The organism is Rhodococcus sp. 05-2255-1e, from assembly GCF_002259025.1.
Classification (GTDB): Bacteria; Actinomycetota; Actinomycetes; order Mycobacteriales; family Mycobacteriaceae; genus Rhodococcoides; species Rhodococcoides fascians.
Map to the genome: position 1 here is coordinate 27912 of NZ_NOZE01000043.1, position 23033 is coordinate 50944.

12 protein-coding genes and 2 pseudogenes are annotated in these 23033 nt (G+C 65.8%); 6 read left to right on the forward strand and 8 right to left on the reverse strand.

What is annotated here, in order from left to right; genetic code table 11:
• Window positions 1–48 precede the first annotated feature (48 nt).
• From CH262_RS24850 to CH262_RS24865, 5 genes and pseudogenes are all read right to left on the reverse strand, one after another.
• Window positions 49–7689, reverse strand: a complete 7641-nt coding sequence (locus CH262_RS24850) for a non-ribosomal peptide synthetase (RefSeq protein WP_094718694.1) — start codon at window positions 7687–7689, stop codon at window positions 49–51.
• A gap of 105 nt (window positions 7690–7794) precedes the next feature.
• Window positions 7795–9582 (reverse strand): annotated as a pseudogene (locus CH262_RS28520) (non-ribosomal peptide synthetase); the annotation flags it as partial.
• A 78-nt stretch (window positions 9583–9660) separates the two neighbouring features.
• Window positions 9661–11085 (reverse strand): annotated as a pseudogene (locus CH262_RS28525) (condensation domain-containing protein); the annotation flags it as partial.
• Window positions 11082–12731, reverse strand: coding sequence for a (2,3-dihydroxybenzoyl)adenylate synthase (locus tag CH262_RS24860; protein WP_094718712.1), 1650 nt, complete (start codon window positions 12729–12731; stop codon window positions 11082–11084). The gene CH262_RS24860 and the pseudogene CH262_RS28525, both read right to left, overlap by 4 nt.
• Before the next feature lie 43 nt (window positions 12732–12774).
• Window positions 12775–16266, reverse strand: coding sequence for a non-ribosomal peptide synthetase (locus CH262_RS24865; protein ID WP_094718696.1), 3492 nt, complete (start codon window positions 16264–16266; stop codon window positions 12775–12777).
• A 116-nt stretch (window positions 16267–16382) separates the two neighbouring features.
• Here CH262_RS24865 and CH262_RS24870 point away from each other — a divergent pair, with 116 nt between their 5' ends.
• Window positions 16383–17594 (forward strand): ABC transporter substrate-binding protein, encoded by a 1212-nt coding sequence (locus tag CH262_RS24870; RefSeq protein ID WP_032386384.1) that lies wholly within the window; start codon window positions 16383–16385, stop codon window positions 17592–17594.
• On the opposite strand, the gene CH262_RS24875 is transcribed toward CH262_RS24870, so the two are convergent.
• A complete protein-coding gene (locus CH262_RS24875) occupies window positions 17581–18006 on the reverse strand; it encodes an HIT family protein (protein ID WP_027495809.1) in 426 nt (141 codons plus the stop codon). The two genes, CH262_RS24870 and CH262_RS24875, sit on opposite strands and share 14 nt — an antisense overlap.
• A gap of 91 nt (window positions 18007–18097) precedes the next feature.
• Between CH262_RS24875 and CH262_RS24880 the strand changes: the two genes are divergently transcribed.
• On the forward strand, window positions 18098–18889 hold the full coding sequence (locus CH262_RS24880) for an HAD-IIA family hydrolase (RefSeq protein WP_032371356.1): 792 nt from the start codon (window positions 18098–18100) through the stop codon (window positions 18887–18889).
• Between the two features lie 46 nt (window positions 18890–18935).
• Here CH262_RS24880 and purB read toward each other — a convergent pair whose 3' ends face one another.
• On the reverse strand, window positions 18936–20360 hold the full coding sequence (gene purB, locus CH262_RS24885; protein ID WP_094718697.1) for an adenylosuccinate lyase: 1425 nt from the start codon (window positions 20358–20360) through the stop codon (window positions 18936–18938).
• 130 nt (window positions 20361–20490) lie between these two features.
• Here purB and CH262_RS24890 point away from each other — a divergent pair, with 130 nt between their 5' ends.
• Window positions 20491–21141 carry a DsbA family oxidoreductase gene (locus tag CH262_RS24890; protein WP_218829331.1) on the forward strand — a complete coding sequence of 217 codons (651 nt, stop codon included), beginning with the start codon at window positions 20491–20493 and terminating at the stop codon, window positions 21139–21141.
• On the forward strand, window positions 21138–21284 hold the full coding sequence (locus CH262_RS27880; RefSeq protein ID WP_179275109.1) for a hypothetical protein: 147 nt from the start codon (window positions 21138–21140) through the stop codon (window positions 21282–21284). The genes CH262_RS24890 and CH262_RS27880 overlap by 4 nt, the downstream gene beginning before the upstream one ends.
• 26 nt (window positions 21285–21310) lie before the next feature.
• On the opposite strand, the gene CH262_RS24895 is transcribed toward CH262_RS27880, so the two are convergent.
• Entirely contained in the window at window positions 21311–21958 is a 648-nt protein-coding gene (locus CH262_RS24895) for a TetR/AcrR family transcriptional regulator (protein ID WP_032367536.1), read from the reverse strand.
• A gap of 58 nt (window positions 21959–22016) precedes the next feature.
• Here CH262_RS24895 and CH262_RS24900 point away from each other — a divergent pair, with 58 nt between their 5' ends.
• Both CH262_RS24900 and CH262_RS28260 read left to right on the forward strand, forming a co-directional pair.
• A complete protein-coding gene (locus tag CH262_RS24900) occupies window positions 22017–22907 on the forward strand; it encodes a threonine aldolase family protein (protein ID WP_256988977.1) in 891 nt (296 codons plus the stop codon).
• Window positions 22904–23029: a hypothetical protein gene (locus CH262_RS28260; RefSeq protein ID WP_256988978.1), complete on the forward strand. Its 126-nt coding sequence runs from the start codon at window positions 22904–22906 to the stop codon at window positions 23027–23029. Before CH262_RS24900 ends, CH262_RS28260 begins: the two co-directional genes overlap by 4 nt.
• Window positions 23030–23033: the final 4 nt, after the last annotated feature.

Sequence of the window (23033 nt, forward strand, 5' to 3'; positions counted from 1 at the left end):
GTCCACACCCGACCGGGCGAGGCGACTGACAAGGTAGCACTAATGAGGTTACCCTTGCCTCATTAGCCCGTCCTCGGACTCCCTGTCCTCCACGATTCGACACGCGGCCGACAGGGCCTCCCGCCAGAGCCCGGCCAGTTCCTCCACACCGTCGAGCACTCCTGCCGGCCACGTGTACGTCACACCGAGTACCGACGCCCCGTCCTGTTCGTGCACGTAGCTGTCGACGACCAACGCATAGCCGCAGGGCGTCTCGGTGCCGGGCGTGGTGTCGAGACTGCTACGCAGTCGGCTGGCCCCGAACGGACCGCCTGCCGCGGTGTCGAAACGGCCCAGATAATTGAATTCGATGTCGGCCGTGGGCATGTGCCGCAGCACCGCACCCGCCTCGCCGCTGCACCACCGCAGCATGCCGTACGTCGACCCGTCTCCCGGCACCGAATCCCTCGACCTAGCCGCGTCCGTCGCGATCGTACGCAGAACCGATTCTGCGGCAACAGGATCGGACCGGTGCGACATCAGGGCGCGACGGTCGGTCGCGTCAGCGGTCAGGCGGAGCGGGAACACAGCCGTGAGCCATCCGACCACGGAAGAGCCGTCCACCCGATCGGACGCGATTCCCGACCGCCCGTGCCCCTCCACGTCGACGACGAACGACTGCGGACCCGCCGCACCGCTGTCCATCCATTCGACTGTCGCGGCCGCGAACGTTCCCAACAACAGATGTTCGACGGACACCCCGAGCCGCGGGCGGGCTGCGGCGAGAATCCGCGCGCTTTCCTGAGGGGAGAGCGCGAACGTGGTGGTGCGTACGCCTGCACCGGTATCGACCGACGGATCGACCGGACGCACCAACGGAACCCGTTCAGCCCCGTCGCCGACGCGTGTCCAGTACTCCAGATCGGCGAGCACCTCGGCAGAGCCGGCGAGGCGGTGGATCTCGTGCGCCCACTGCCGCATGGAGGGCCCGATCGGGCCGCGATCCGCCGACAACCGCTGCTGCCACGCAGTCGTGATGTCCGGCAGCAGTATTCGCCAGCTGACCCCGTCGACCACGAGGTGATGCAGCGTGATCAGGAGCTCTCCCGAGGAGTCGGTGTCACCGTGGTGGCGCAGCCACACCACATCGACCATCCGGCCGATCCGGGGATCGAGCCGACCACGTGCCGCGCGTGACTGGGCGGCAACACGTTCTGCGAGCAGCGATTCGGTGAGCCCGTCCACATACTCGGTACGGACCCACTCGGCCACGTCGGCAGTACCGTCCGGCAACACGGTGAACACGGACTCGGAGCCGGGACGACGCTCGAAACTCGAATGCAGGATGGGGTGCCTGGCCACCACGAGATCGAGAAGCTCGATCAGCGAGTTCTCGGTCAGATCGGCGGGAGCCTCCAGCAACACCGCCTGCGAGATCTCGTCGACGGACCCATCGAGGCTGTCCATCCAGCGGAGGATCGGTGTCAACGGGACTTCTCCGTACGGCGACAGTTCCTCGACGCCGGAGGCCATCGGTTGCGCCGACTCCGCTTGCTGAGCAAGTGCTTCCGGCGTGCGCCGAGCGACGATGTGACGGGGCGAGACCGCCATGCCCACCGTCCGCAGCCGCGCCGACAACTCCATGGCCATGATGCTGTCGCCCCCGAGATCGAAGAAGTCGTCGTCCGCGGAGACCTCCGGCACATGCAGCACGGCGGCTACTGCGCGGCATATCTCCCGCTCGACGTCGGTGCGCGGCGCGCGCCCGGAACCGAGAGTCAGGACGGGGTCGGGTAACGCGGCCGCATCGAGCTTTCCGTTCGGCAGCACAGGGAACGCATCGAGCACGGTCACCGACGATGGAACCATGTACGACGGAAGGAGTTCGCCCAGACCCGCGCGCACGGCGCTCACGTCGATCGTCCGTCCCGGCGCAGCAACGACGTATCCAGCGAGGGTCGCCTGCCCGGTAGCGACACCCGACGTATGCACCAGCACCCGCGCGTCTGCGACGGCATCGATCTCTCGCAATCGACTTTCGACTTCCCCCACTTCGACGCGATGCCCGCGGATCTTGACCTGGTCGTCCGCGCGACCTGCATACCTCAATGTGCCGGATTCGGTCCACGACACGAGATCCCCGGTCCGATAGAGCCGAGTACCGTCCGCGGCGAAGGGATCGGCAACGAAGCGGTGCGCGGTGCGTCCGGGCGCGTTGCGATACCCGCGCACCACGCCCGGCCCGGCCAAATAGAGCTCGCCGAGCGCCCCGGGAGGCGCGAGCCGAAGACAGGCGTCCAACACGTATGCCTTCAGGTTGGTCACCGGCCTACCGATCACGGGCTCGGGCGACAGATCCGTCGATGTGAACACCGCATCGACGGTGGCCTCGGTGGGTCCGTAGAAGTTGTAGGCGACCACAGACTCGTTCGCGCGCAACCTGTTCCACAAGTCGACCGATACCGCCTCGCCGCCGACCCCGACCGACGTGAGTGTGTCGATCGATCCCGACCGCATCATCTGTTCGAGCAACGACGGTACGACCTCGATGAAATCCACCGACAGCGTTCGCAGTCGCTCGGTGAGTTCTCTCGGATCGAGAACGACCTCGGGATCGATGAGATGTACTGTGTGCCCGCCGAACATCCACAACTGCGGTTGCCAGGATGCGTCGAAGGCCATCGACCAGGCATGCGCCACGTTCAGAGTGTCCGTGCCCGCGCGCGCCGCCGTCGGCAGATGCACGCTCTCGCGATGGGAGTGATAGAGATTCGCCAGTCCTCGGTGCGGTACCGAGACTCCCTTGGGCACACCGGTCGTACCGGAGGTGTAGATGAAGTACACCGGGTGGTCGGGATGCAATGCGGACCGACGCTCGGAATCGGTAACGGCAATCCCGTCCGTCGACGACGGCGTCAGGGCCTCGACCGCCGATGCCGTCACCGTGATCACCGGCTGCGCATCGTCGAGAATCTGCCGCGCGCGTTCGGTGGGCCAGTTCGGGTCGATCGGGAGGTAGGCGGCCCCGGACTTCATGACCCCGAGGATCGTCGCCATCGTCGTCACGGTTCGTGGGGCCTCGACGGCCACGATATCTTCCGCGCCGACACCGAAACCGAGGAGCCATCGCGCAATTCGATTGGAGACGCGATCGAGCTCGGCGAACGTCAGAGCCGTGGCGGCGTCTGCAACAGCAACGGTGTCCGGTCGCAACGCGACGCGGTCGGCGAACAGGTCCACCATCGTCCCGTCCGGATACCGACGCTGCGAGCCGGCGTACTCGGTGCGGAGAATCCGAGTCGTCGTCTCGTCGACGAGAGACAGTGCGGCGATCGGCGGGTCGCCTTCGTCGGCGAACGCACCCAACACCGAGGTCAGTGCGGACGCCACTGCGCGGGCGCGAGCCACGGGCACCGAGTCGCTGCGGTATTCGACCACCAGCCGCATCCGTTCGCCCGGATGGACCGTCAACACGAGCGGGTAGTGCGTCACTGTGTGGAACTCGGCGACCGACACCGAGAAGTTCTCGGCATCGACACCCGAAGTGTCTGCAGCAGCGAAGTTCTCGAACACCACGAGTGTGTCGAACAGCGTTCCCCGCCCGACGGCCTTCTGAATGTCTGCCAGGCCCACGTGATGATGTGGAGCCACGGCGATCGAGAAGTCCCGCAGACCAGCGAGCACGGTCGACAAACGTGCATCGGGTCCGACGTCGACACGGACGGGAACGGTGTTGATGAACAGTCCGACCATGTCTGCGACGCGATCGAGGTCGGTGGGACGCCCCGAGACCGTCGAGCCGAACACGACCGACGGGGAATCCGTGAATGCCGAGAGCACCACGGCCCATGCTGCATCGACCAGTTCGCTCAGCGTCGACGATCGACGACGCGCCGACTCGATGAGCCGAGCGGTGTCCTGTGCACTCCACTCGAGGTCGATCTCGTGCGCCTCGGAACGTACCGACGACGATGCCGACGCAGCCGACGCTGCCACCATCGTCGGTGCCACGTCCGCGCCGAGCGCGCGACGCCACGCGTCGACGGACGAGTCGTCGCGGCCCGCGAGCCACCGCAGGTAGTCGTCGAACCGCGCAGGTTCCGGCAGTGCCAGGCCTCGGTAGAGCTTGAACAGCTCGGTACCCACAGTGCCCATGGACCACCCGTCCACGAGAAGATGGTGGACGGTCAGCACCACCCGGTGACGATCGTTCCCGCAGTCCAGCAGCAGAATTCGGACGAGCGAGTCCTGCTCTATGTCGAACGCACGCCTGTCCTGGTCGATCAGGTCACGGGCGGTAGGCGATGTCGGATCGTCGACGACATGACGGCGGAGTACGACTCGACCCGTATCGCGGATCGCGACGGTCGCCCCGGTGCTCAACGTCAGAAAGCGCGAGCGCAGCGCTGGATGACGGTCGAGGAGCGCGTCGAGTGCGCCCTCGAGACGTCGCGGATCCAGCAGCCCGTGCACCTCGAATTCGGTGGCGATGACGTAGATTTCCTCCACTCCGTCGCCCGAGGCTACGGACTGGAATGCCAAACCCCGCTGCAGCGGAGTGGCCGGGCGAGCTGCCTCTGGATCGATTCCATGAGAGCGCAATTCGGCTACATCGGCATCGGTCAGCAGCGCTGCCGAACTGTCGGGCCGGTCGACGATCGCAACGGCCCGGGCGCTTCGGCCCCGCTCCACCAGCCCTGCGACCGTTCGACACTCGAAGACGTCTGCGGTGGTGATCGGAAGTCCGGCGGTGCGCGCGTGATGGACGAGGGTGATGGCGGTGATGCTGTCGCCGCCGAGCGAGAAGAAGTCGTCGTCGACGCCGATGGACTGGGCGCTCTCCGCACGGGTGGTGTCTGCGAACAGCGCCGCGAGCGCTCGCTCGTCCTCGGATGCAGCCGGTCGCGATCGGCTGGGACCACCGTCGGGTATTCCGCGCTCCTGCAGAACTTTTCGATCGGCCTTGCCATTGGGGGTTCTGGGAACACTGTCGACGGCCACCCAGAATGCGGGCACCAGATAGTCGGGAACCCGGCGACGAAGCGCCTCCCGCACCGACGCGGTGTCGACCGAGTCGGGAGTCACGTAGGCCACCAGCACACCGACGCCGTCACCGTCGGACACAGCGACCACGGCGCACTCGTCGACCGAAGGGTCACTGGCCGTCCAACTTTCGACCTCACCCAGTTCGACGCGATGGCCTCTGATCTTGACCTGACGATCGTCTCGACCCAGAAATACCAGGACGCCGTCGACGAGACGGGCACGGTCCCCGGTGCGGTACATTCGCGCGCCATCGCCGCCGGGATCTGCGACGAAGCGAGTCGCGGTCTCGGCCGGTTTCCCGGAGTATCCGCGGGCGAGCTGCACGCCCGACACGTACAGGTCGGCAGGAACGGCGTTCCGAACCGGGCGTAGCCGAGAGTCGAGCAGCCGCAGTGTGGTGTTGTCCACCGAGGTTCCGATGACCGCAGGGTCGCCGTCGACCCGATGGGCGGCGACGTCGCCTGCGACTTCGGAGGATCCGTAGGAATTGTCGATCGTGGCGTCCGGCGTCACCGCTCGGATCACGTCGATCATGTGGTCGGTCAACGGTTCTCCGCTGAGTATCCAACCGGTCACCGAAGCGCAGTCCGACGGTGCCGTAGCGGCCAACGCGGCAGCCAGAGAACCGATGGCGGTGACCTGTTCGGCACCGGACCGTCCGATGAGCGAGGCCACGGCACCCGAATCGCCGTACTGGTGATCCTGTGCGAGTACCACACGTTGGCCCGCGAGAATGCCGGTGAGCAACTCCGTCGCGCCGTCGATGAACGCCAGCGAACTCTTGGCAACTCGGCTGCCCGGTCTGCCCCACCGCGTCACCGCCCACTGCAGCCGGTTGGCCAACGCGTTCCTGGTGCCGACCACACCCTTGGGCGTTCCGGTCGAACCCGACGTGTACACGAGATAGGCCGCGCACTCACCCGGGACGCTGCGACCGAACGGCGACGTCCAGTCCTGTTGTCGTACAACGGTATCGACACGGACCGCAGTCTCCATATCCGTCAGTGCCGCGGGGGTCGCATCGTCGATCAACAGCAGGTCGTGCCCGGAATCGGACAGGATCAGTTCGATCCGCTCACGCGGGTAGCGAATGTCGACGGGTACGAACGCTGCGCCGACGTCGATGGTCGCCAACAGCGCCGCCACCATGTCGAGACCTCTGCCCACCGCAACAGCGACGCGGCTTTCGACACCGATGTGGTGCACACGCAGCAGTGCGGACACCTGTCCGACCCGCGTGGACAACTGCCCGAACGTGATGTGCTCGCCGCCGATCAGCAGTGCCACGTCGTCGCGGGACTGCTCGAAGCGTGCTGCCAGAGCGGTCTCGATCGGCACCACGGTTCGGTCCGGTCCGACGCTGCGCCCCTGGCCATGTGGGGCGGCCACCAGTCGAGTGACGTCGATGTGCGACACTGTCGTCATCCGATCGAGCATCTCGACGAACGTCTCGGCGTACATGGCGGCCTGCCGCCGGCCGACAGTGGCCTCGTCGTGCAGTACGAACGCCCACAGAGCAGGATCGGGGCCCACGATCAACGCCATCGGGAAGCTCATGTGCGCACCCAGCACCGTGATCTCGTCGACGGTCCCGCTCGTCTCGGGTATCGGTGCGGGATAGTTCTGGTACACGACTATGGTGTCGAACAGCTCTCCGCCGCCGACTGTTCCGGCGATGTCGGACAGCCCGAGGAACCGATACTCGTCCAGGTCGAGGTGGTCTGCCTGCACGCGTGCGAGCATCTCGGTCGCCGTTGCAGCCGAGTTCCACCGCAGGCGGACAGGCACGGTGTTGAGCAGCAAACCCACCATCGCCTCGGCACCATCGAGATCGAACGGCCTCAGCGACGTCGCCATCCCGAAGGCCACATCGTCGGAACCGGTTCTCGCCGACAGCATCGCCGCCCAGGCTGTCTGCACGACGACGTTCGTGGTCACGCCGGTACGACGCGCGTATTCGGACACCCGCTGGGCCAACGCATCGTCGATATCGACGTCCAGGCGCGAGCGCGTGCCCGCGCTGGACCCATTCGTTCGGTCCCCGGCAACGAGAGTCGCGGACTCGAACCCGTCGAGGTAGTCGGCCCACCGTTGACGCGCAGTGTCGTTGTCCTGCAACGCTGTCCACGCGAGATAATCGCCGAAGTCGGGTGCAGGCGGCAACTGCGCCCCCTCGCCCGATTCGTAGAGAGCGATCAGCTCCCTGACGAAGATGGCCTCGGACCACCCGTCCATCAGCGCGTGATGGTAGGTGATCAGAACTCGCGGGGCGCGCGCAGAAGTGGAGTAGGAGAAGCGAATCAGCGGCTGCTCGAAGAACGCGAACCCGGCCGAGCGGTCTCGTCGGAGATGATCATCCCACTCGTCGTCGACGGCCGTGACGACCGGCGTCGACGCGCGCGGTACCACCCAGACCAGATCACCGTTACGGCGTTGCCGCAGCAGCGCTCTGATGTTCGGGTAGCGATCCAACAGCAGTTCGAGGGCACGATCGAGCCGGCCGCGATCCACCGCGGCGGACAGGTCGAGCACCGTCTGTGACAGGTACGGATCCTGCGCTCGCTCGGCGAGCGTCGATTGCAGGTACATCCCGACCTGCAGTGCGGTGAGTGGGAGTACGGCGGCGATCTTGGACTGCGACGTGGCCGCGGTATCGGTCGTCATGTCTGCTCACATACTGCTTTCGAATTCGTCGAGCTCGTCCTGGGACAGTTCCACCGTGGCGGCGGCGTGGACAGCGGGGCGTGCGTCGGCGTCCGGTGTGAGCTCCGCCCCGAACATTCGCACCGTCCGCTTGCGCATCACCGCACGCGGTGCCAGCGGAATCGAGGCCTTTCGCGCCCGCGATGCCACGGCCAGGCAGGTGATGCTGTCGCCGCCCAGCGCGAAGAAGTCGTCGTCGATACCCACGCGTCCGACACCCAGAACCGCCGCGACGATCTCGCACAACATCGTTTCCACCGGCGTTCGGGCCGGTACGAACGTGCCTCCGCCCACGGCGTCGACGGTCGGAAGAGCCCGCACATCGAGCTTGCCGTTGATCGTCATCGGAATGCGTTCCAGGGCAGCGAACAACGTCGGCACCATGTACTCCGGCAACGTCGCTGCCAGCCGGTCTCGAATGGAACCGAACAGCACGGACGTGTCGGTCGTACCGCCGTCGCGAGGAACGACGTATGCGGCCAAAGCGCGAGTACCACTCCCGATCTGCACCGTACGCACCACCGCGCCCATCACACCCTCGCATGCGGCCACGGCGCGTTCGACCTCTGCGGTCTCCACTCGATAGCCGCGAATCTTCACCTGGTCGTCCGCGCGACCGAGGTAGTCGAACAGACCGTCGGCTCGAATGCGAACCAGATCACCGGTGCGGTACATCCGTCCGCCCGGAGTCAAGGGGTCGGCCACGAATCTCGTTGCCGTGTCGCCGAATCGGTTCACATAGCCGCGCGCAAGACCGACACCGGAGAGGTACAACTCCCCCACCGAACCGATCGGGACCGGCCGTAGCCACTGGTCCAGGACGGACGCACGTGTGCCCAGAATCGGTGATCCGATGGACGGCCCGACGCTGTCCCTTGTTCCGGTACCGAGCGCGTTGATCGTGTACTCGGTAGGCCCGTACAGGTTGTAGCCGATGCCGTCGAGCCGACTCCACAGTGCATCCGGTACCGCCTCACCACCCAGCAAGACCAGGGGAATTCGATGTCCGTCGCGTTCGTCCAACAGTCCGAGATCGAGCAGATGTCCGGCATACGTGGGCGTCACGTTGACCACGTCGATTCTGTTCTGCTCGCAGTAGTGAGCCAATGCCTCACCGTCGCGGCGTAATTCCTCGTCGCAGATGTGTACCTCGTGACCTTCGACGAGCCACAGCAACTCCTCCCACGACATGTCGAAGGAGAACGACACCGTGTGTGCGATCCGCAGGGTACGGTCTCCTGCCGCGGCGACGGTGGGAGCGAAGATCTCGTTCCGGTGATTGATCTGCATGTTTGTCAGACCGCGATACGGAGTGACGACGCCCTTCGGTGTTCCGGTCGAGCCGGAGGTGTAGATGACGTAGGCGGGGTGCTCGAGTCGGCCGACGGTGCCGGACGCAAAACCGACCGACGCTGTGGCCTCCTCGACTTTCGACGCGTCGATGTCGTACGCCAACTCTGTTGCGACCTCAGGGGAGTCGACGACCATCCGTGTGGCGGTGGTGGCCAATCCCCGACTCTCCGTGTCCACCGTCGACACCAGAACGGCCGGTTGCGCGTCGGCCAACATGACGTCGAGACGCTCTGTCGGATAGTCGAGTTCGAGGGGCAGGTACGCGGCACCGGTACGCAGCACCGCGAACAGGGCCACCACCATCCCCACCGATCTCGGCAGAGCGAGGGCCACGATGCGTTCGGGAGCGGCACCCCGGCGAAGCAGCGCCAGTGCGCAGGCGTTCACCCGCCGGTCGAGGTCGCCGAAGGTCAGCCGCCGGTCTCCGAACACCAACGCGATGTCGTCGGGAACGGCCGCGGCGCGTGCGGCGAGCAATTCGGCGATCGTGTTGTCCTGCAGTCGTTCCGATCGGCCGTCGAACTCGTTCTCGACGACACTCGGCATGTCGCCCGGGGCAGACGGCCAGCGCGATATCGGCAGATCGGGCTGCGCTGCAACGGTATCGAGTGCCGATGCGAACGAGTCGAGCAGCGATCGGGCACGCTCGTCGTCCACAGAATCGGGTAGATACGTCACCGACAGGTTCAGTTCATCGCCGGGATCCACTGCGATGGACACCGGGAACTCGGACCCATCGACGGTCGAGATGTGTCGCACGCGGCGCTCGTTCCCCGCCGACGTCGATTCTTGTCGTCCCGCAGGCCCGGCAGCGTTACGCAGGACGAGCAGGGTGTCGAACAGAGCCCCCGCACCGATGGCCTGCTGAATTCCACCGAGACCGAGGGTGTCGTGCGGCATCAGGTCGAGACGCTGATCCTGCACGCGCGCAGCCACATCGGTGGCCGAATCGAATCCACCTGCCGTCACCCGGATCGGCACCGTGCTGATGAACGCGCCGATCGCGGTGTCGGAACCGGCCACATCCATGGGCCGACCGGCGACGGCGGTACCGAACACCACATCGGACCGCCCCACCACACGCATCAACACACTCGCCCAGGCCGCTGCGAGAACCGTGAACAGAGTCGAACCGGATCGACGTGCGTGCAGATCCAGCGCGCCGGACACCGCTGCCGTCACTCTGCGTTCGATCCTGCGGGATGAACCGTCCCCGCGGGTGGCCTCCGTGGCCACCGAGGTCGGGCTGTCGATATCGCCGAAGTACCGCTGCCACGCCTGCTCGGACGCGGCACGGTCGCGAGAAGCCAGCCAACGCAGATACTCACGGTAGCCGTGGTCCGTAGTAACGGGCGTGCCGTTCTCGTCGTGCTGCTCCAGGACTCGAGCCACGAGCAGTGCCGAGGATCCGCCGTCGAAGCACCCGAACCAGTAGGTGGTCAACAGTCGGTCGACCCCTCCGGGAAGGTGCACCAGGGTGACCCGAAACAGTGGCGGCGCAGCGATGTCGAACGAGAGCGCCCGGTCGTCCGCGAGAATCCGGCTCCATCGATCGTCCACCTCGCTCGCCGGGTACGCACGGAGATCCACCACCGTCAACGGTGCCTGCACCGCAGAGAGTACGACCTGGGCCGGCGCGGTGTCGTCCGGCGTCACGAAGGCCGTCCGCATCGCCGCGGTGGTATCGACGACCGATTGCAGAGCTCGCCTGATCCTGTCGTCGTCGAGGACGCGGTCGACCTCGACGACGGTGCGGACGGTGTACAGCTCGGTGGCATCGGCGTCGACACCTACCTGGAAGACGAGCCCGAGCTGCAGTGGTGACAGTGGCCAGACGTCGTCGATGGATCCGAATTGCTCCCTCAACGAATCGAATTCGGTGGACTCGACGTCTGCGAGTGGGCCGCGGCTCGCCTCGGGTGCGGCCTCGTCGCCTCGGGCACGCCGCAACCGCTCCTGCACCAACCTACGTCTGACGTCGTCGAGATCCATGGGTTCCTTCATCGAGTCGGCTGCTGTTGCGTGCACTGTGTGACGAGCAAGGACTTGTCCACTTTGCCGATGGCGGTGACGGGCAGCGATGTTCGTGTCACCACGCGATCGGGCAGTTTGAATCCGGCGCAGCCGGCCGCCGTCAGGAAGGCCCGCACGTCGGCGACGGTCGGACCACTTCCGTTCGGCACCACGACTGCGCAGACACTTTCGCCCACAGCGGCATCGGGCACCCCGATCACCGCGACCCGCGCTACTGCAGGATGGGTGAGCAGCAGGTCTTCGAGCTCGTCGGCCGCGACGTTCTCGCCGTTTCGGGTGATCACGTCCTTGATGCGACCGGTGACGACGAGATGGCCGGACTCGAGCTCGCGCACCTGATCCCCACTGCGATAGAACCCATCAGGGGTGATGGCAGTCGTATTATGTTCTGCCGCAGAATAATAGCCATTGATGGTGTAGGGGCCCCGCGTCAGCAATTCACCGACTTCCCCGGGCGATACATCGTTTCCGTGCGCATCGACGACGCGCACCTCGTCCAAATGGGACAACGGCCTGCCTTGCGTTCCGATCACCAGTTCCGCGCTGTCCTCGGCTCGGGTGTAGTTCAGTAGCCCTTCGGCCATGCCGAACACCTGCTGCAGCCGGCATCCGAGCGCGGGCTCGACCAGCTTGGCGACCTCAGGTGCCAGCTTCGCTCCCCCGACCTGCAGCAACCGCAAGCTGGACAGGTCTGCATCCTCCCATTCCGTTGCCTCGCACCACAGATGAGTCAACGTCGGAACCAGCGCCGTGATCGTCACGCGATACCTCTCGATCAGCGCGAACGCGTGGTCTGGGCTGGCACTGCCGGAGAACACCACCGTTGCCCCTACCCCGAGGGCACCGAGCAGCCCGGGGCATGCGAGCGGAAAGTTGTGTGCGGCAGGGAGAACGGCGAGATACACGTCCTCGGGACCGAGAGCGCAGACTTCCGCACTGGCCCTGGCGTTGTATTCGTAATCGTTGTGCGTACGGGCAATCAGCTTGGGCAATCCCGTCGTGCCACCGGAGACCAGCAGTAAGGCAGGATCGGTCGGCCGGGCGCGCGGAAACTGTCGGGGCACCCCGGCCACCGCGGACAGAGAGGTATGGGACCCGCCGCCGTTCGATTCGGGTCCGGAACTGTCGACGAAGACGTGCCGAACACTCGTCACCGACGCGAGGACCTCATCGGCGAGTTCGCAATAGTCGAAGTCGCCGTCCCGATCGGAGATCACGTACGCCACCGCCGATGCGGTGGCGGCAAGATGGGTGATCTCACGTCGGCGATGTGCAGGCAGCGTCAGCACCGGAACTGCTCCGCATTCGAGCAATGCGAACAGCACGACCGCAAAGTTCACGGAGTTCGGCAATTGCACGACCACCCGGTCGCCCGGTTCGATGCCGCGATCGGCGAATCCGGCTGCGACGCTCCGCACTCGTCGAAGCAGCTCGTCGTACCTCAGCTCCGTGCGATCGTCGACGACCGCCCTCGAAGGGCCGAACTGCGTCGCCCACGTTGCGAACACCTCCGGAAGGGTTTCACCTCGCCACAACCCGGCGTCGAGGTACCTGCGGGCACGCTCGTCGCCGAACGGCACGAAAGCGTCGGCGTCCGGCTCGGCAAGTTCGGTCATGTTCTGCACCATGGATTCTCGTCCTCCGGGAATGCGAAGCGGGTCATGAATGGTGTTCGAGCGCGGCCGACAGTTCGTCCTCCGACATCGCTTCGACCGACAGGAAGATCTCGGCGGTGGCTTCGAGGAATTCTGCGTCACCTTCTGCGTCGATCATCCGGTCCGCGAGCCCGGCCACGGTGGGTGCCGCGAACATCATGCGCACGGTGACCGACGTGATGTCGAAGGACTCGCGAATGCGGGCGACGATGGTCGTCGCCAGGACGGAATCGCCGCCGAGCGCGAAGAGCGTGTCCGTCACACCGATGCCGTCGACCCCGAGTACCTTCTGCCAGATCAGGGCGAGGGCGCTTTCGAGGTGAGTTCTGGGCGAAATCCGGGCATCGACCCGTTCGCTTTCTCCCGCTGCGCGACACAGCCGGACGACGGCAGCGGAGTCGATCTTGCCGTTGACGGTCAGCGGCAGCGCGGAGACCGTCACGATCTGCTCCGGCACCATGTGCGCTGGGAGACGCTCGGCGGCCCTGGCCCTCACGGCCGCTACCGTCTCACGGGGATCCGCGTCTCGATCGGTCGGCACCACGGCGGACAGCAGGATCGGAGCTGCGGTGCGGTCGACAACGGCTGCGGCAGTGGCCACCTCGTGATCCGCGGCGAGTGCCGCTTCGATCTCTCCGAGTTCGATCCGAAATCCGTTGATCTTGATCTGGTTGTCCACACGGCCCACGAATTCGACCATGGAGCCGGTCTCGGCCATCGAGCCGGGGCAGTACCGAACCAGGTCTCCGGTGCGGTACCAGCGGTAGCCGTCGGCCTCGACGAAGCGCTCGTTCGTACGCTCGGGATCGCCCAGATAGCCGTCGGCGAGACCGACGCCCGCGACCCACAACTCACCGGGCACCCAGTCCGGCACCTGGTTCCCACGCGCATCGACCACCCGAAGCGCCATCGACGCGAGCGGCACCCCGAACGGGACCGTGCGCCAGTTCGGATCGACGTCCACGACCTCACAGATGCTGTTGTGGATCGCGGTTTCCGTAGCGCCACCGAGTCCGGCGAACCGACATCCGGGAACCGCCGCCGTCAGCCGCCGGTAAAGGTCGATACCCACCTTGTCGCCGCCGAGCATGACGACCTCGAGCGAACCGCCCACATCGTCACCGGTGGAGAGGATCATGTCCAGCAGCGGGGGCACGCAGCTGATCACCGTGACGCGGTGCGCACGAATCAGAGCGGCCCAGCGCTGCGGATCCTTGCGCTCGTGTTCCTGGATTAGCACGGCCGTACCGCCGGCCGCGAACACCGAGAACAGGTCGAACGTGCACAGGTCGAAGTCCAACTCGGACAGGCACAATGGACGGTAGCCCTCGTTCAGGTCGAAACGTTCGACCAGATCCATGATCGTGTTCATCGCGGCGCGATGCGAGACCACAACACCTTTCGGTTCACCCGTGGAGCCGGAGGTGAAGATCATGTATGCGGGCGCGGTGTCGGGGCCGAGGTGCGGGGCGGGCCGCGGCTCACTCAGGATCGCGTGGGACACCGCGAGACCGTCGTCGCCCGATCCGCCGATCGTCACCGTGAACCCCGCTTTTCGGGCGATCAGCGCAGCACGGCTCGACGGTTGGTCGACGCCGATCGGTACGTACACCCCGCCCGCGGCCAGAACACCCAGGATCGCGATCACCTGATCGGGCCCTTTGGGCAAGGTCACGCCCACCGTGTCGCCCACCCCCACGCCGCGATCGGTCAGCGCAGCAGCTACTTTCAGAGCACGATCTCGTAAGTCTCCGTACGTCATCGACTCGTTCTCGCCCCACTCGAGCGCCAGCGCGTCGGGATGCTGCGACGCGCGATCGAAGAAGGCGCGGTGCAGAGTCTCGTTCCCGGCTGACTGCGACGCGTCCGTTCGGGGTACATCGGCTGACGGAGTTCGCGACATCAGCTGACGCGGTGGAACCAGCTGACCCACAGGCTCCGCCCACACGGAGTCACCGTCGACCACGAGTGCGCGAACCAGCGTCTCGAACGCGTCGAACATCGCGTCGGGAACTCCTGGGAGGAACTCGTTCTCGCGTATGTCCCAGTTGACCAACACGCCACCGTCGAGTTCGGTGATCTGCGCGTCGAGAACCACCTGCGGCCCCTGCGACATGATCCACACCGGATCACCGAAGACCTGCCGCGCGCGAGCGTCGAACAACTCGCCCAAACCGAGCGCGCTCGTGAAGACGACGGGAGCCAGCACCGGCTCTCCTCGACGGCGGCCGAGGTCGCGCAGCACCTCGACCCCGGAATAGTCGGCGTGCGAGGCGTCTTCGTGCAGTCGGGACCGGATCCGACGGGAACGTTCGACGAACGAGAGCGGCTCGCTCAGATCGACTTCCAGCATGACCGACGACGAGAAGTCACCGATGAGATTCTCGACGTCGGGATGCGTCGGAGCGCGATCGAACATGGGCACGTTGAGCAGAAACCGTTGTTCGCGGGACCAGGCACCGATCACCTCGGCGAACGCCGTGGCCACTGCCACCGCCGGGGTGACTCCGTGGGCTCTGGCGTGCGTCTGGAGATTGCCGTATGCCGCGGAGTCGAGATGAATTGCCCGACGCAATGCTACCGGGTCACCCGAATCATGTTCCAGCAACGGAAGGGTGGGCGCTCCGGGCAGTGAGTCGAGGCGCTCGGACCAGTAGCGTTCGGCCTGAGCACGGGCGCTGCGTCGATCGAGCGGCCGATCGGCGAGGTACCGCGAATAGCTGTACTCGATTGCCCGGAGGGGATCGCCGTCGTAGGCCCGCGCCAGGTCTGCAACCAGAATACGGAAACTCACTGCGTCGCCGGCGATCATGTCGATGTCCAGGTGCAGACGCGTGCGACCGTTCGGCAGGAGCGACAGATCGGCCGAGAACATCTCGCCCGCTTCGATATCGAGCATCTGGTGGGTCAGACGGAGCCGCGTTTCTTCGAGGCGGTCGGTCGGGTCGGACTCGGATCGTAGGTCGTGGACGGTCAACCCGCGCCACCCCGAGGTCGGTTCGATGCGCTGCTGTCCGTTGTCCGAAATCCGGGCCCGCAACATCTCGTGCCGTTGCGCGACGGCATCGAGCGCCGCACGTAGTCGATCGGGATTCACTGCCTCGCCGTCGAATTCGGTGTAGAGATGCGGTGCGACCCCGCCGAACCGCTGCTCGGCACTGCGCCCGATCCAGTAGGCGTGCTGCAACAGTGCGAGATCGAACTCCGACGTGTCCGGTTCGACCAGAGTCGATTGCCGCCCGGGGTTTCGGGAACTCGATTCGGCCGAACCACCGATCAGTTCGGACCAGGCAGAAATGTTCGGCTGCGCGGCGAGCTCGGCAAACGTCACCGTCGACCCCTGCTTGCGGAATCTCCCGACCAACCGCATCAGAACGATCGATTCGAGACCGAGCTCGAACAGATCCGCGTCCATCGACACAGCCACGGGTTCCGCACCGATCAGTTCTGCAACCACCGCCCGCAGTTCGTCCCGTCCGATTCCCCGCTGATCCATCCGGTGAGTCCCCTTCGATCGACTGTGTTGCGTATGCGCGCGACCAGGCGATATCCAGAGCCCGTCCATAAGGAAAGGCTACCCTCGCTTAGTCGACCCTGAGGAGGCTAGCATCTGTGGGCCACCGCGAGGAGGGTGCCCTCGGCCCCTACCTCGACACCAGGAAGTACGGCGCTCCACTCGACATCGGCCATCTCGGCCTCGACGAAAGCAGACACGTGACACCGACTTCGAGCAGATTCGGCTCCGCACCCCGCGCCCTCACCGGGGGCATTGCGGTTCTCGTGCTTCTCGCTGCTGCCGCGTGCAGCAGCGGCACCACCGACAGCGACGACGCCGGCACCCAGGCCGTCGACCTGAACGCGAACCCAGCCGCGTGCAGTGCGAACGACCGCGTCGACTCGGTCGACCGAGCGTCCGGACCGTTCACGTACACCGACGGCCGCGGACGGACCGTGTCCCTCGATGCACAACCGACCAGAATCATCGCCGACGAGGAATCCGCCGCTGCGCTGATGTCGTACGGAATCAAGCCGATCGCCATCTGGTCGACGACGCCGATGGGCACCAGCCCGATTCTGAGTTGCTCCGATCTGACGGGCATCGAATCGGTCGGCGAGACCTGGGGCACCTTCGATTTCGAGAAAGCCGCCAGCCTGGACCCGGATCTCGTCATCGGTGAGTTCAACCCGAGATTCGGCCAGTTCGGCAAGTTGACCACGACGGCCGATTCGTCCAAGGCCGACACGATCGATCGGATCGCTCCCACCCTGGGGGTCACCTTGGACACGACGTCGACCGCGAAGACCATCGAGAACTACGCCGGGTTGGCGTCGTCGCTCGGCGTCGACCTCGACACCCCACAACTGGCAGACATCAAGTCCGACTACGACGCTGCTGTCACCAACTTCAAGAAGGTTGCGTCCGAACGTCAGGACCTCACCGGAGTCGGAGTCTGGCCCCTCGACGTCGCCTACGTACTCGATCCGTCGGCGGATCCCGACTTCAGCGACTACGAAAGCTGGGGCCTGAAGATGTACACACCCGACGGCACCGACGACGGTTACTGGAAGAAGGTGTCCTGGGAGAACGTGTCGAGTGTCGATGCCGATGTCGCGTTCGTCTACCACGACGTTGCCAACGCATCCGACGTGAAGCTTGCCGACATCCCGAGCCGTTACCCCGGCTTCGACACCATCTCCGCCGTCGAGAAGCAACAGATGGTGCTGTGGGACTACGGCGCCAACAAGAGCTACAGCCGCTACACCAACACCATCAACGTCTACGCCGATGCACTGTCCAAGGCGCAGAAGGTCACTGCCGAGTAAGCGCGGCCGCGATCTCCGCCGCCAGTCGGTCGAGTTCGGATCGATGCGGCGACGACGGCCGAGCCCGCAGGCCGAATCCGTCGCCGATCATGCGCGGGATGACGTGCAGATGTACGTGGAAGATTTCCTGACCTGCCACCGTGCCGTCGGCGAGGAACAGGTTCACCCCGGCGACGCGCGGATTGCTCGCTCGCACAGCGGCAGCCACCTTCTGCCCGACGACGAACAGATGCGCACCGATCTCGGGCGGCAACTCGGCCAGCGTCCGATACTGCTGCTTGGGCACCACGAGCACGTGCCCGGTGGTGAGAGGCCTGATGTCCATGAACGCGATCGCGGTGTCGTCCTCGTGGACGCGCGACGCCTCGGCGGTCCCGGCAATGATCTCGGAGAAAATCGTGTAGGGGTTCACGGCATCGAGCCTAGGCGCGAGCGCTGACTGCACGAACGACACCGCGACTGCTGAAACTGCACGACTGACTCGACCCGACTACTGTTTGCCGATGAGCATCGGCGGGGTTCTCTTCGACATCGACGGCGTACTCGTCACGTCGTGGCAGGCGGTACCCGGAGCAGCCGCGACGCTGAAGTACCTGGACAACAACGACATTGCACGCGCGTTCCTGACCAACACGACCTCGAAGACGCGCGAGCAGATAGCGACGGCATTGCGCGACGTCGGACTCGACGTCCATTCCGACGAGATCGTCACCGCCGCGTCGCTCACCGCGGATCATCTACGCGAGAACTACCCGGATGCTCGGGTGGTCATGATCAACAACGGCGAGATCGCGGCCGATATGCCGGGCATCGAATTCGTCGACGAGTCGTCCGGGGATCCGGATGTCGTGGTCGTCGGCGGTGCCGGCCCGGAGTTCACACACGAACGGCTCAGCCGCGTCTACGACTGGCTGTGTCGCGGCATTCCCGTCGTCGCGATGCATCGATCGTTGATGTGGAGTACCGGTGGCGGGTTGCGCATCGACACCGGCATGTACCTCGCCGGGATGGAGCAAGCGTCCGGACACGCCGCGAAAGCCATCGGCAAGCCCGCTCCGCTTGGCTTCCGCACGGCATCCGAGCGGATGGGCGTCGACCCGGACGACGTCGTCATGGTCGGCGACGACCTCGACAACGACGTCCTCGCCGCCCAGGTCGTCGGCATGACCGGTGTTCTGGTGCGCACCGGAAAGTTCCGTCAGGACGTGCTCGATCGACGCATCACCGACGAATTCGCGATGGAACCCGATCACGTGATCGACTCCGTCGCAGACCTGCCGGACGTCCTGATGTGACTGGAAACTCGTAGCCCACTACGAGTTTCCACTCACAACAGAGAACTCAGAGAATCGGCGACGGGCTGTAGGCCGCACCGGCCGGGAACTTCGCGATCAGCCGCTCCACGGCCGAGACGACCGCGCTGACCTGTGCGTCCGCTGCACCGACGAAGGCCGTCTTGTCGGCCAGCGCCGCATCGAGTGCAGCGCGGTCGAGCGGCAGTCGGTCGTCGGCAGCCAGGCGATCCAGCAGGTCGGGCTCGAGTCCCTGCTCACGCATGGCCAACGCGACGGCGACGGCGTGTTCCTTGATCGCCTCGTGCGCGGTCTCGCGGCCGACGCCTGCGCGTACGGCCGCCATCAGCACCTTGGTCGTCGCGAGGAACGGCAGGTAGCGATCCAGTTCCTTGGCGATGACGGCGGGGTACGCCCCGAACTCGTCGAGCACGGTCAGGAAGGTCTCGATGAGACCGTCGATGGCGAAGAACGCGTCGGGCAGCGCGACGCGACGCACGACGGAACAGAAGACGTCGCCCTCGTTCCACTGCGCTCCGGCGAGCTCGGCAGCCATCGATCCGTAGCCGCGAAGCACCACCTGCAGGCCGTTGACGCGTTCGCACGAGCGGGTGTTCATCTTGTGCGGCATCGCCGACGACCCGACCTGGCCGGGCTGGAAGCCCTCGGTGACCAGCTCGTGGCCCGCCATCAGACGGACGGTGTGCGCGAACGACGACGGCCCGGCACCCACCTGGACCAGCGCGGACACGACCTCGTGATCGAGCGAGCGGGGATACACCTGGCCGACGCTCGTGAGCGTGTGCCGGAAGCCGAGATGATCGGCGACGATGCGTTCGAGTGCGACGAGCTTCGCGGAGTCTCCGCCGAAGAGGTCGAGCATGTCCTGCGAGGTGCCCATCGGGCCCTTGATTCCGCGCAGTGGGTAACGCGCGATCAGTTCCTGCAGCCGGGACAGCGCGAGCAGCAGCTCGTCGGCGGCCGATGCGAAACGCTTGCCCAGCGTGGTGGCCTGGGCGGCGACGTTGTGGCTTCGACCGGCCATGACGAGGGCAGAGTATTCGGCGGCGCGTTCGGCCACCCGCTTCGCCACGGCGACACCGTGCGTGTGGACGTGTTCGAGCGAACGCAGAATCTGCAGCTGCTCGACGTTCTCGGTCAGGTCGCGGCTGGTGAGTCCCTTGTGGATGTGCTCGTGACCGGCGAGGGCGTTGAACTCCTCGATGCGAGCCTTCACGTCGTGTCTGGTGACGCGTTCCCGCTCGGCGATCGATGCCAGGTCGACCTGGTCGGCGACAGCTTCGTAATCGGCGATCGCCGCGTTGGGCACGTCGACTCCGAGCGAGGACTGTGCGCGCAGCACGGCAATCCACAGTTGCCGTTCGAGCGTGATCTTGTATTCCGGAGACCACAGCTCCACCAGTTCGGGGCTTGCGTAACGGGTGGCCAGGACATTCGGGATGCTCACGAGCATCCAGCTTACGTGGCCCAGTTGTCGGTCTCGGAAGACGACTGCACTGTTTCGAAAGTGGACTGCCGCCACCGACCTCCCGCGATCATCGCCGCGTGGAATAAGAGCACCGCATTCCGATGTTGCAGCCGCCGTGAGCCGAACAGTGAAGGTCGACATCTGGTCCGACATCGCGTGCCCGTGGTGCTTCGTCGGTAAGCGCCGTTTCGAGGCAGGTGCTGCGGAGTTCATCGCCGATGGTGGGACGCTCGAGGTGGAGTTCCACTCGTTCGAGCTGGCACCCGACACACCGGTCGACTTCGACGGCACCGAGGTCGACTTCCTCGTCTCCCACAAAGGCATGCCGGCCGCCCAGGTCACGCAGATGTTGGGGCAGATGACCGAGCTGGCCGCAGGCGAGGGGCTCGCGTACGACTTCGACGCCGTGCAGCACACCAACACCGTCAAGGCGCACGAACTCCTGCACTTCGCCAAGTCGAAGGGCAAGCAGGTCGAGATGAAGGAACGGCTGCTGGCGGCCTACTTCGAGGAGGGCCGCCACGTCGGACGCGTCGACGACCTCGCCGACCTGGCCGCGGAGCTCGGTCTCGATCGTGACGAGGTGGTCGAGGCGCTGAAGTCCGAGGAATACCTGCCCGCCGTGCGCGCGGACAAGGAGCAGGCCATCGCCTACGGAATCAGTGGTGTGCCGTTCTTCGTGATCGACGGTCGCCTCGGTGTGTCGGGCGCGCAGGAACCGTCGGTGTTCGCCGACGTCCTGCAGAAGGCCGCGGCCGGCGCATGAGTGGCCCTTTCGAAATGGTCGGCGACTTGGAGATGGTCGGCGACGACCGCGGCCCCGTCTGCGAGGACGGTGTGTGCGAGGTGCCGCCGATCCGAGACGCAGACTCGGGCGAGAACGACTTCGGGCTGAACACGCCGGCCTGAGGGGGGCAGGCCTGAGGGGGCCGGAATCAATCGGCCGACACCTGTTCCGCCGGTGCCACGATGTCGATGACGGCCAACAGCATGCTCCGCGCCATTTCGCGCGGATCGGGATCCACCTCGCTGAGCGCGCCCACCACTGCACCGTCGACCACTGCCACGAGTCGTCGTAACTGCTCTTCCTGCACCGTTCGGCCGGATCTGCGGAGCACGTCGGTGAGCAGGTCGTCGATCTGGGCGCGCAGCCTCAACTGCACCTCGCGCAGTTCGGGATGCCGAGCCGACGCGATGAACCTCTCGTATCTGGCGACCAGTTGCTCGTGGCCGCCCTGCGGGCCGATCAGCAGATCGACGATGAGGTCGACGGTCGACTCCATCTTCTGCGAGCACTTGCCCTCGTCGTCGATACGTCCGCGCATGACGTCGATCTCGCGGGTCCCGACGACGTCGACCGCCGCGGCCACCAAGTCGCCGAGCGACTCGAAATAGTAGGTGGTCGACGCCAACGGCAGTCCGGCGCGAGCGGCCACCGACCGGTGCCGAACCGCGTCGAATCCGCCCTCGACCAGCAGGTCTGCAGCCGCCGACGCCAGAGCGTGGCGGCGGCGCACTCCCTTCGGAGTCGCACCCGACACCTTGTGCTGCGACTCGGTCGGACCTGCGGACATTCCAGTCATCGTGCCAGCTCGCAGCCGTTCGTCGGACTGCTTTCGCGCTATGGAATTGTCAGTGTTCGTGGCTCATCGACCTATCGACCTTCGCTCCGACACCATCACCCGACCAGATTCGATCATGCGACAAGCAATGGCCGACGCCGAAGTGGGCGACGACGTCCTCGATCACGATCCGACGATGGCGGCGCTCGAGGAGAGAGTGGCGGATCTGCTCGGCTTCGAGGCGGCGCTGTGGGTGCCGTCCGGTTCGATGGGCAACATCATCGCGCTGATGCTCCATCTGCAGCGCGGCGATCGTTTCCTGGCCCCCGAGCACGCGCACGTCCTGGGCTCTGAGCTCGGCACCGCAGCCTGGTTGGCGGGCGGAATGCCCGAGGCACTTCCCCACGACGGTGGCCCCGGACGCCCCCTTGCGTCGACGGTGCGTGCGGCAGCCGGCGGCGTCGGGCCGTACTTCGCCCTGCGGACCACATTGCTCTCACTCGAGAACACACACAATTTCGCCGGCGGTGCCGTGCTAGGACCGGACGAGTGGGCGGAACTCGTTGCTGCCGGACGTGACTCGGGATTGAGAATTCACCTCGACGGGGCTCGGCTATGGAATGCCGCTGTGGCACTGGATGTTCCGATCGCGTCGTTGACCGCCGGCGCAGACACGGTGCAGGTCTGCCTGAGCAAGGGGCTCGGCGCACCCGTCGGCTCGATGCTCGTCTCCGATGCCGCGCGAATCCACGAGGCCCGGCGTGTGCGAAAGATGTTGGGCGGCGGCGTTCGTCAGGGCGGGGTTCTGGCTGCGGCAGGGCTCGTCGCCCTGGATCGAATCGGCGATCTCGCCGAGGATCACCAAATGCCTCGACGCTGGCACGCGGCCTTCGTGAACGCGGCTGGGAGGTCGCGGAACCCCAGACGAACATCGTGCTCGCCGCCGTCGCCGATCCTGTTCGGACGGTGACCGAGCTGGCCGATCTGGGAATCGCGGCCGTCACCGTCGCCGGCAAGGTGCGCTTCGTGACGCATCGCGACGTGTCCGCCGCCGACATCGACGAAGTGTTGGAGCGGCTGCACCGCACGTGAGCGC

What these genes read in the sequence shown, in the direction of transcription:
- CH262_RS27880 (WP_179275109.1), top strand. Translation starts at nt 21,138, where the DNA reads ATGAGTGGCCCTTTCGAAATGGTCGGCGACTTGGAGATGGTCGGCGAC.
- CH262_RS24850 (WP_094718694.1), bottom strand. Translation starts at nt 7,689, where the DNA reads ATGACGACCGATACCGCGGCCACGTCGCAGTCCAAGATCGCCGCCGTA.
- purB (WP_094718697.1), bottom strand. Translation starts at nt 20,360, where the DNA reads ATGCTCGTGAGCATCCCGAATGTCCTGGCCACCCGTTACGCAAGCCCC.
- CH262_RS24865 (WP_094718696.1), bottom strand. Translation starts at nt 16,266, where the DNA reads ATGGATCAGCGGGGAATCGGACGGGACGAACTGCGGGCGGTGGTTGCA.
- CH262_RS24895 (WP_032367536.1), bottom strand. Translation starts at nt 21,958, where the DNA reads ATGACTGGAATGTCCGCAGGTCCGACCGAGTCGCAGCACAAGGTGTCG.
- CH262_RS24880 (WP_032371356.1), top strand. Translation starts at nt 18,098, where the DNA reads ATGAGCATCGGCGGGGTTCTCTTCGACATCGACGGCGTACTCGTCACG.
- CH262_RS24860 (WP_094718712.1), bottom strand. Translation starts at nt 12,731, where the DNA reads ATGACCGAACTTGCCGAGCCGGACGCCGACGCTTTCGTGCCGTTCGGC.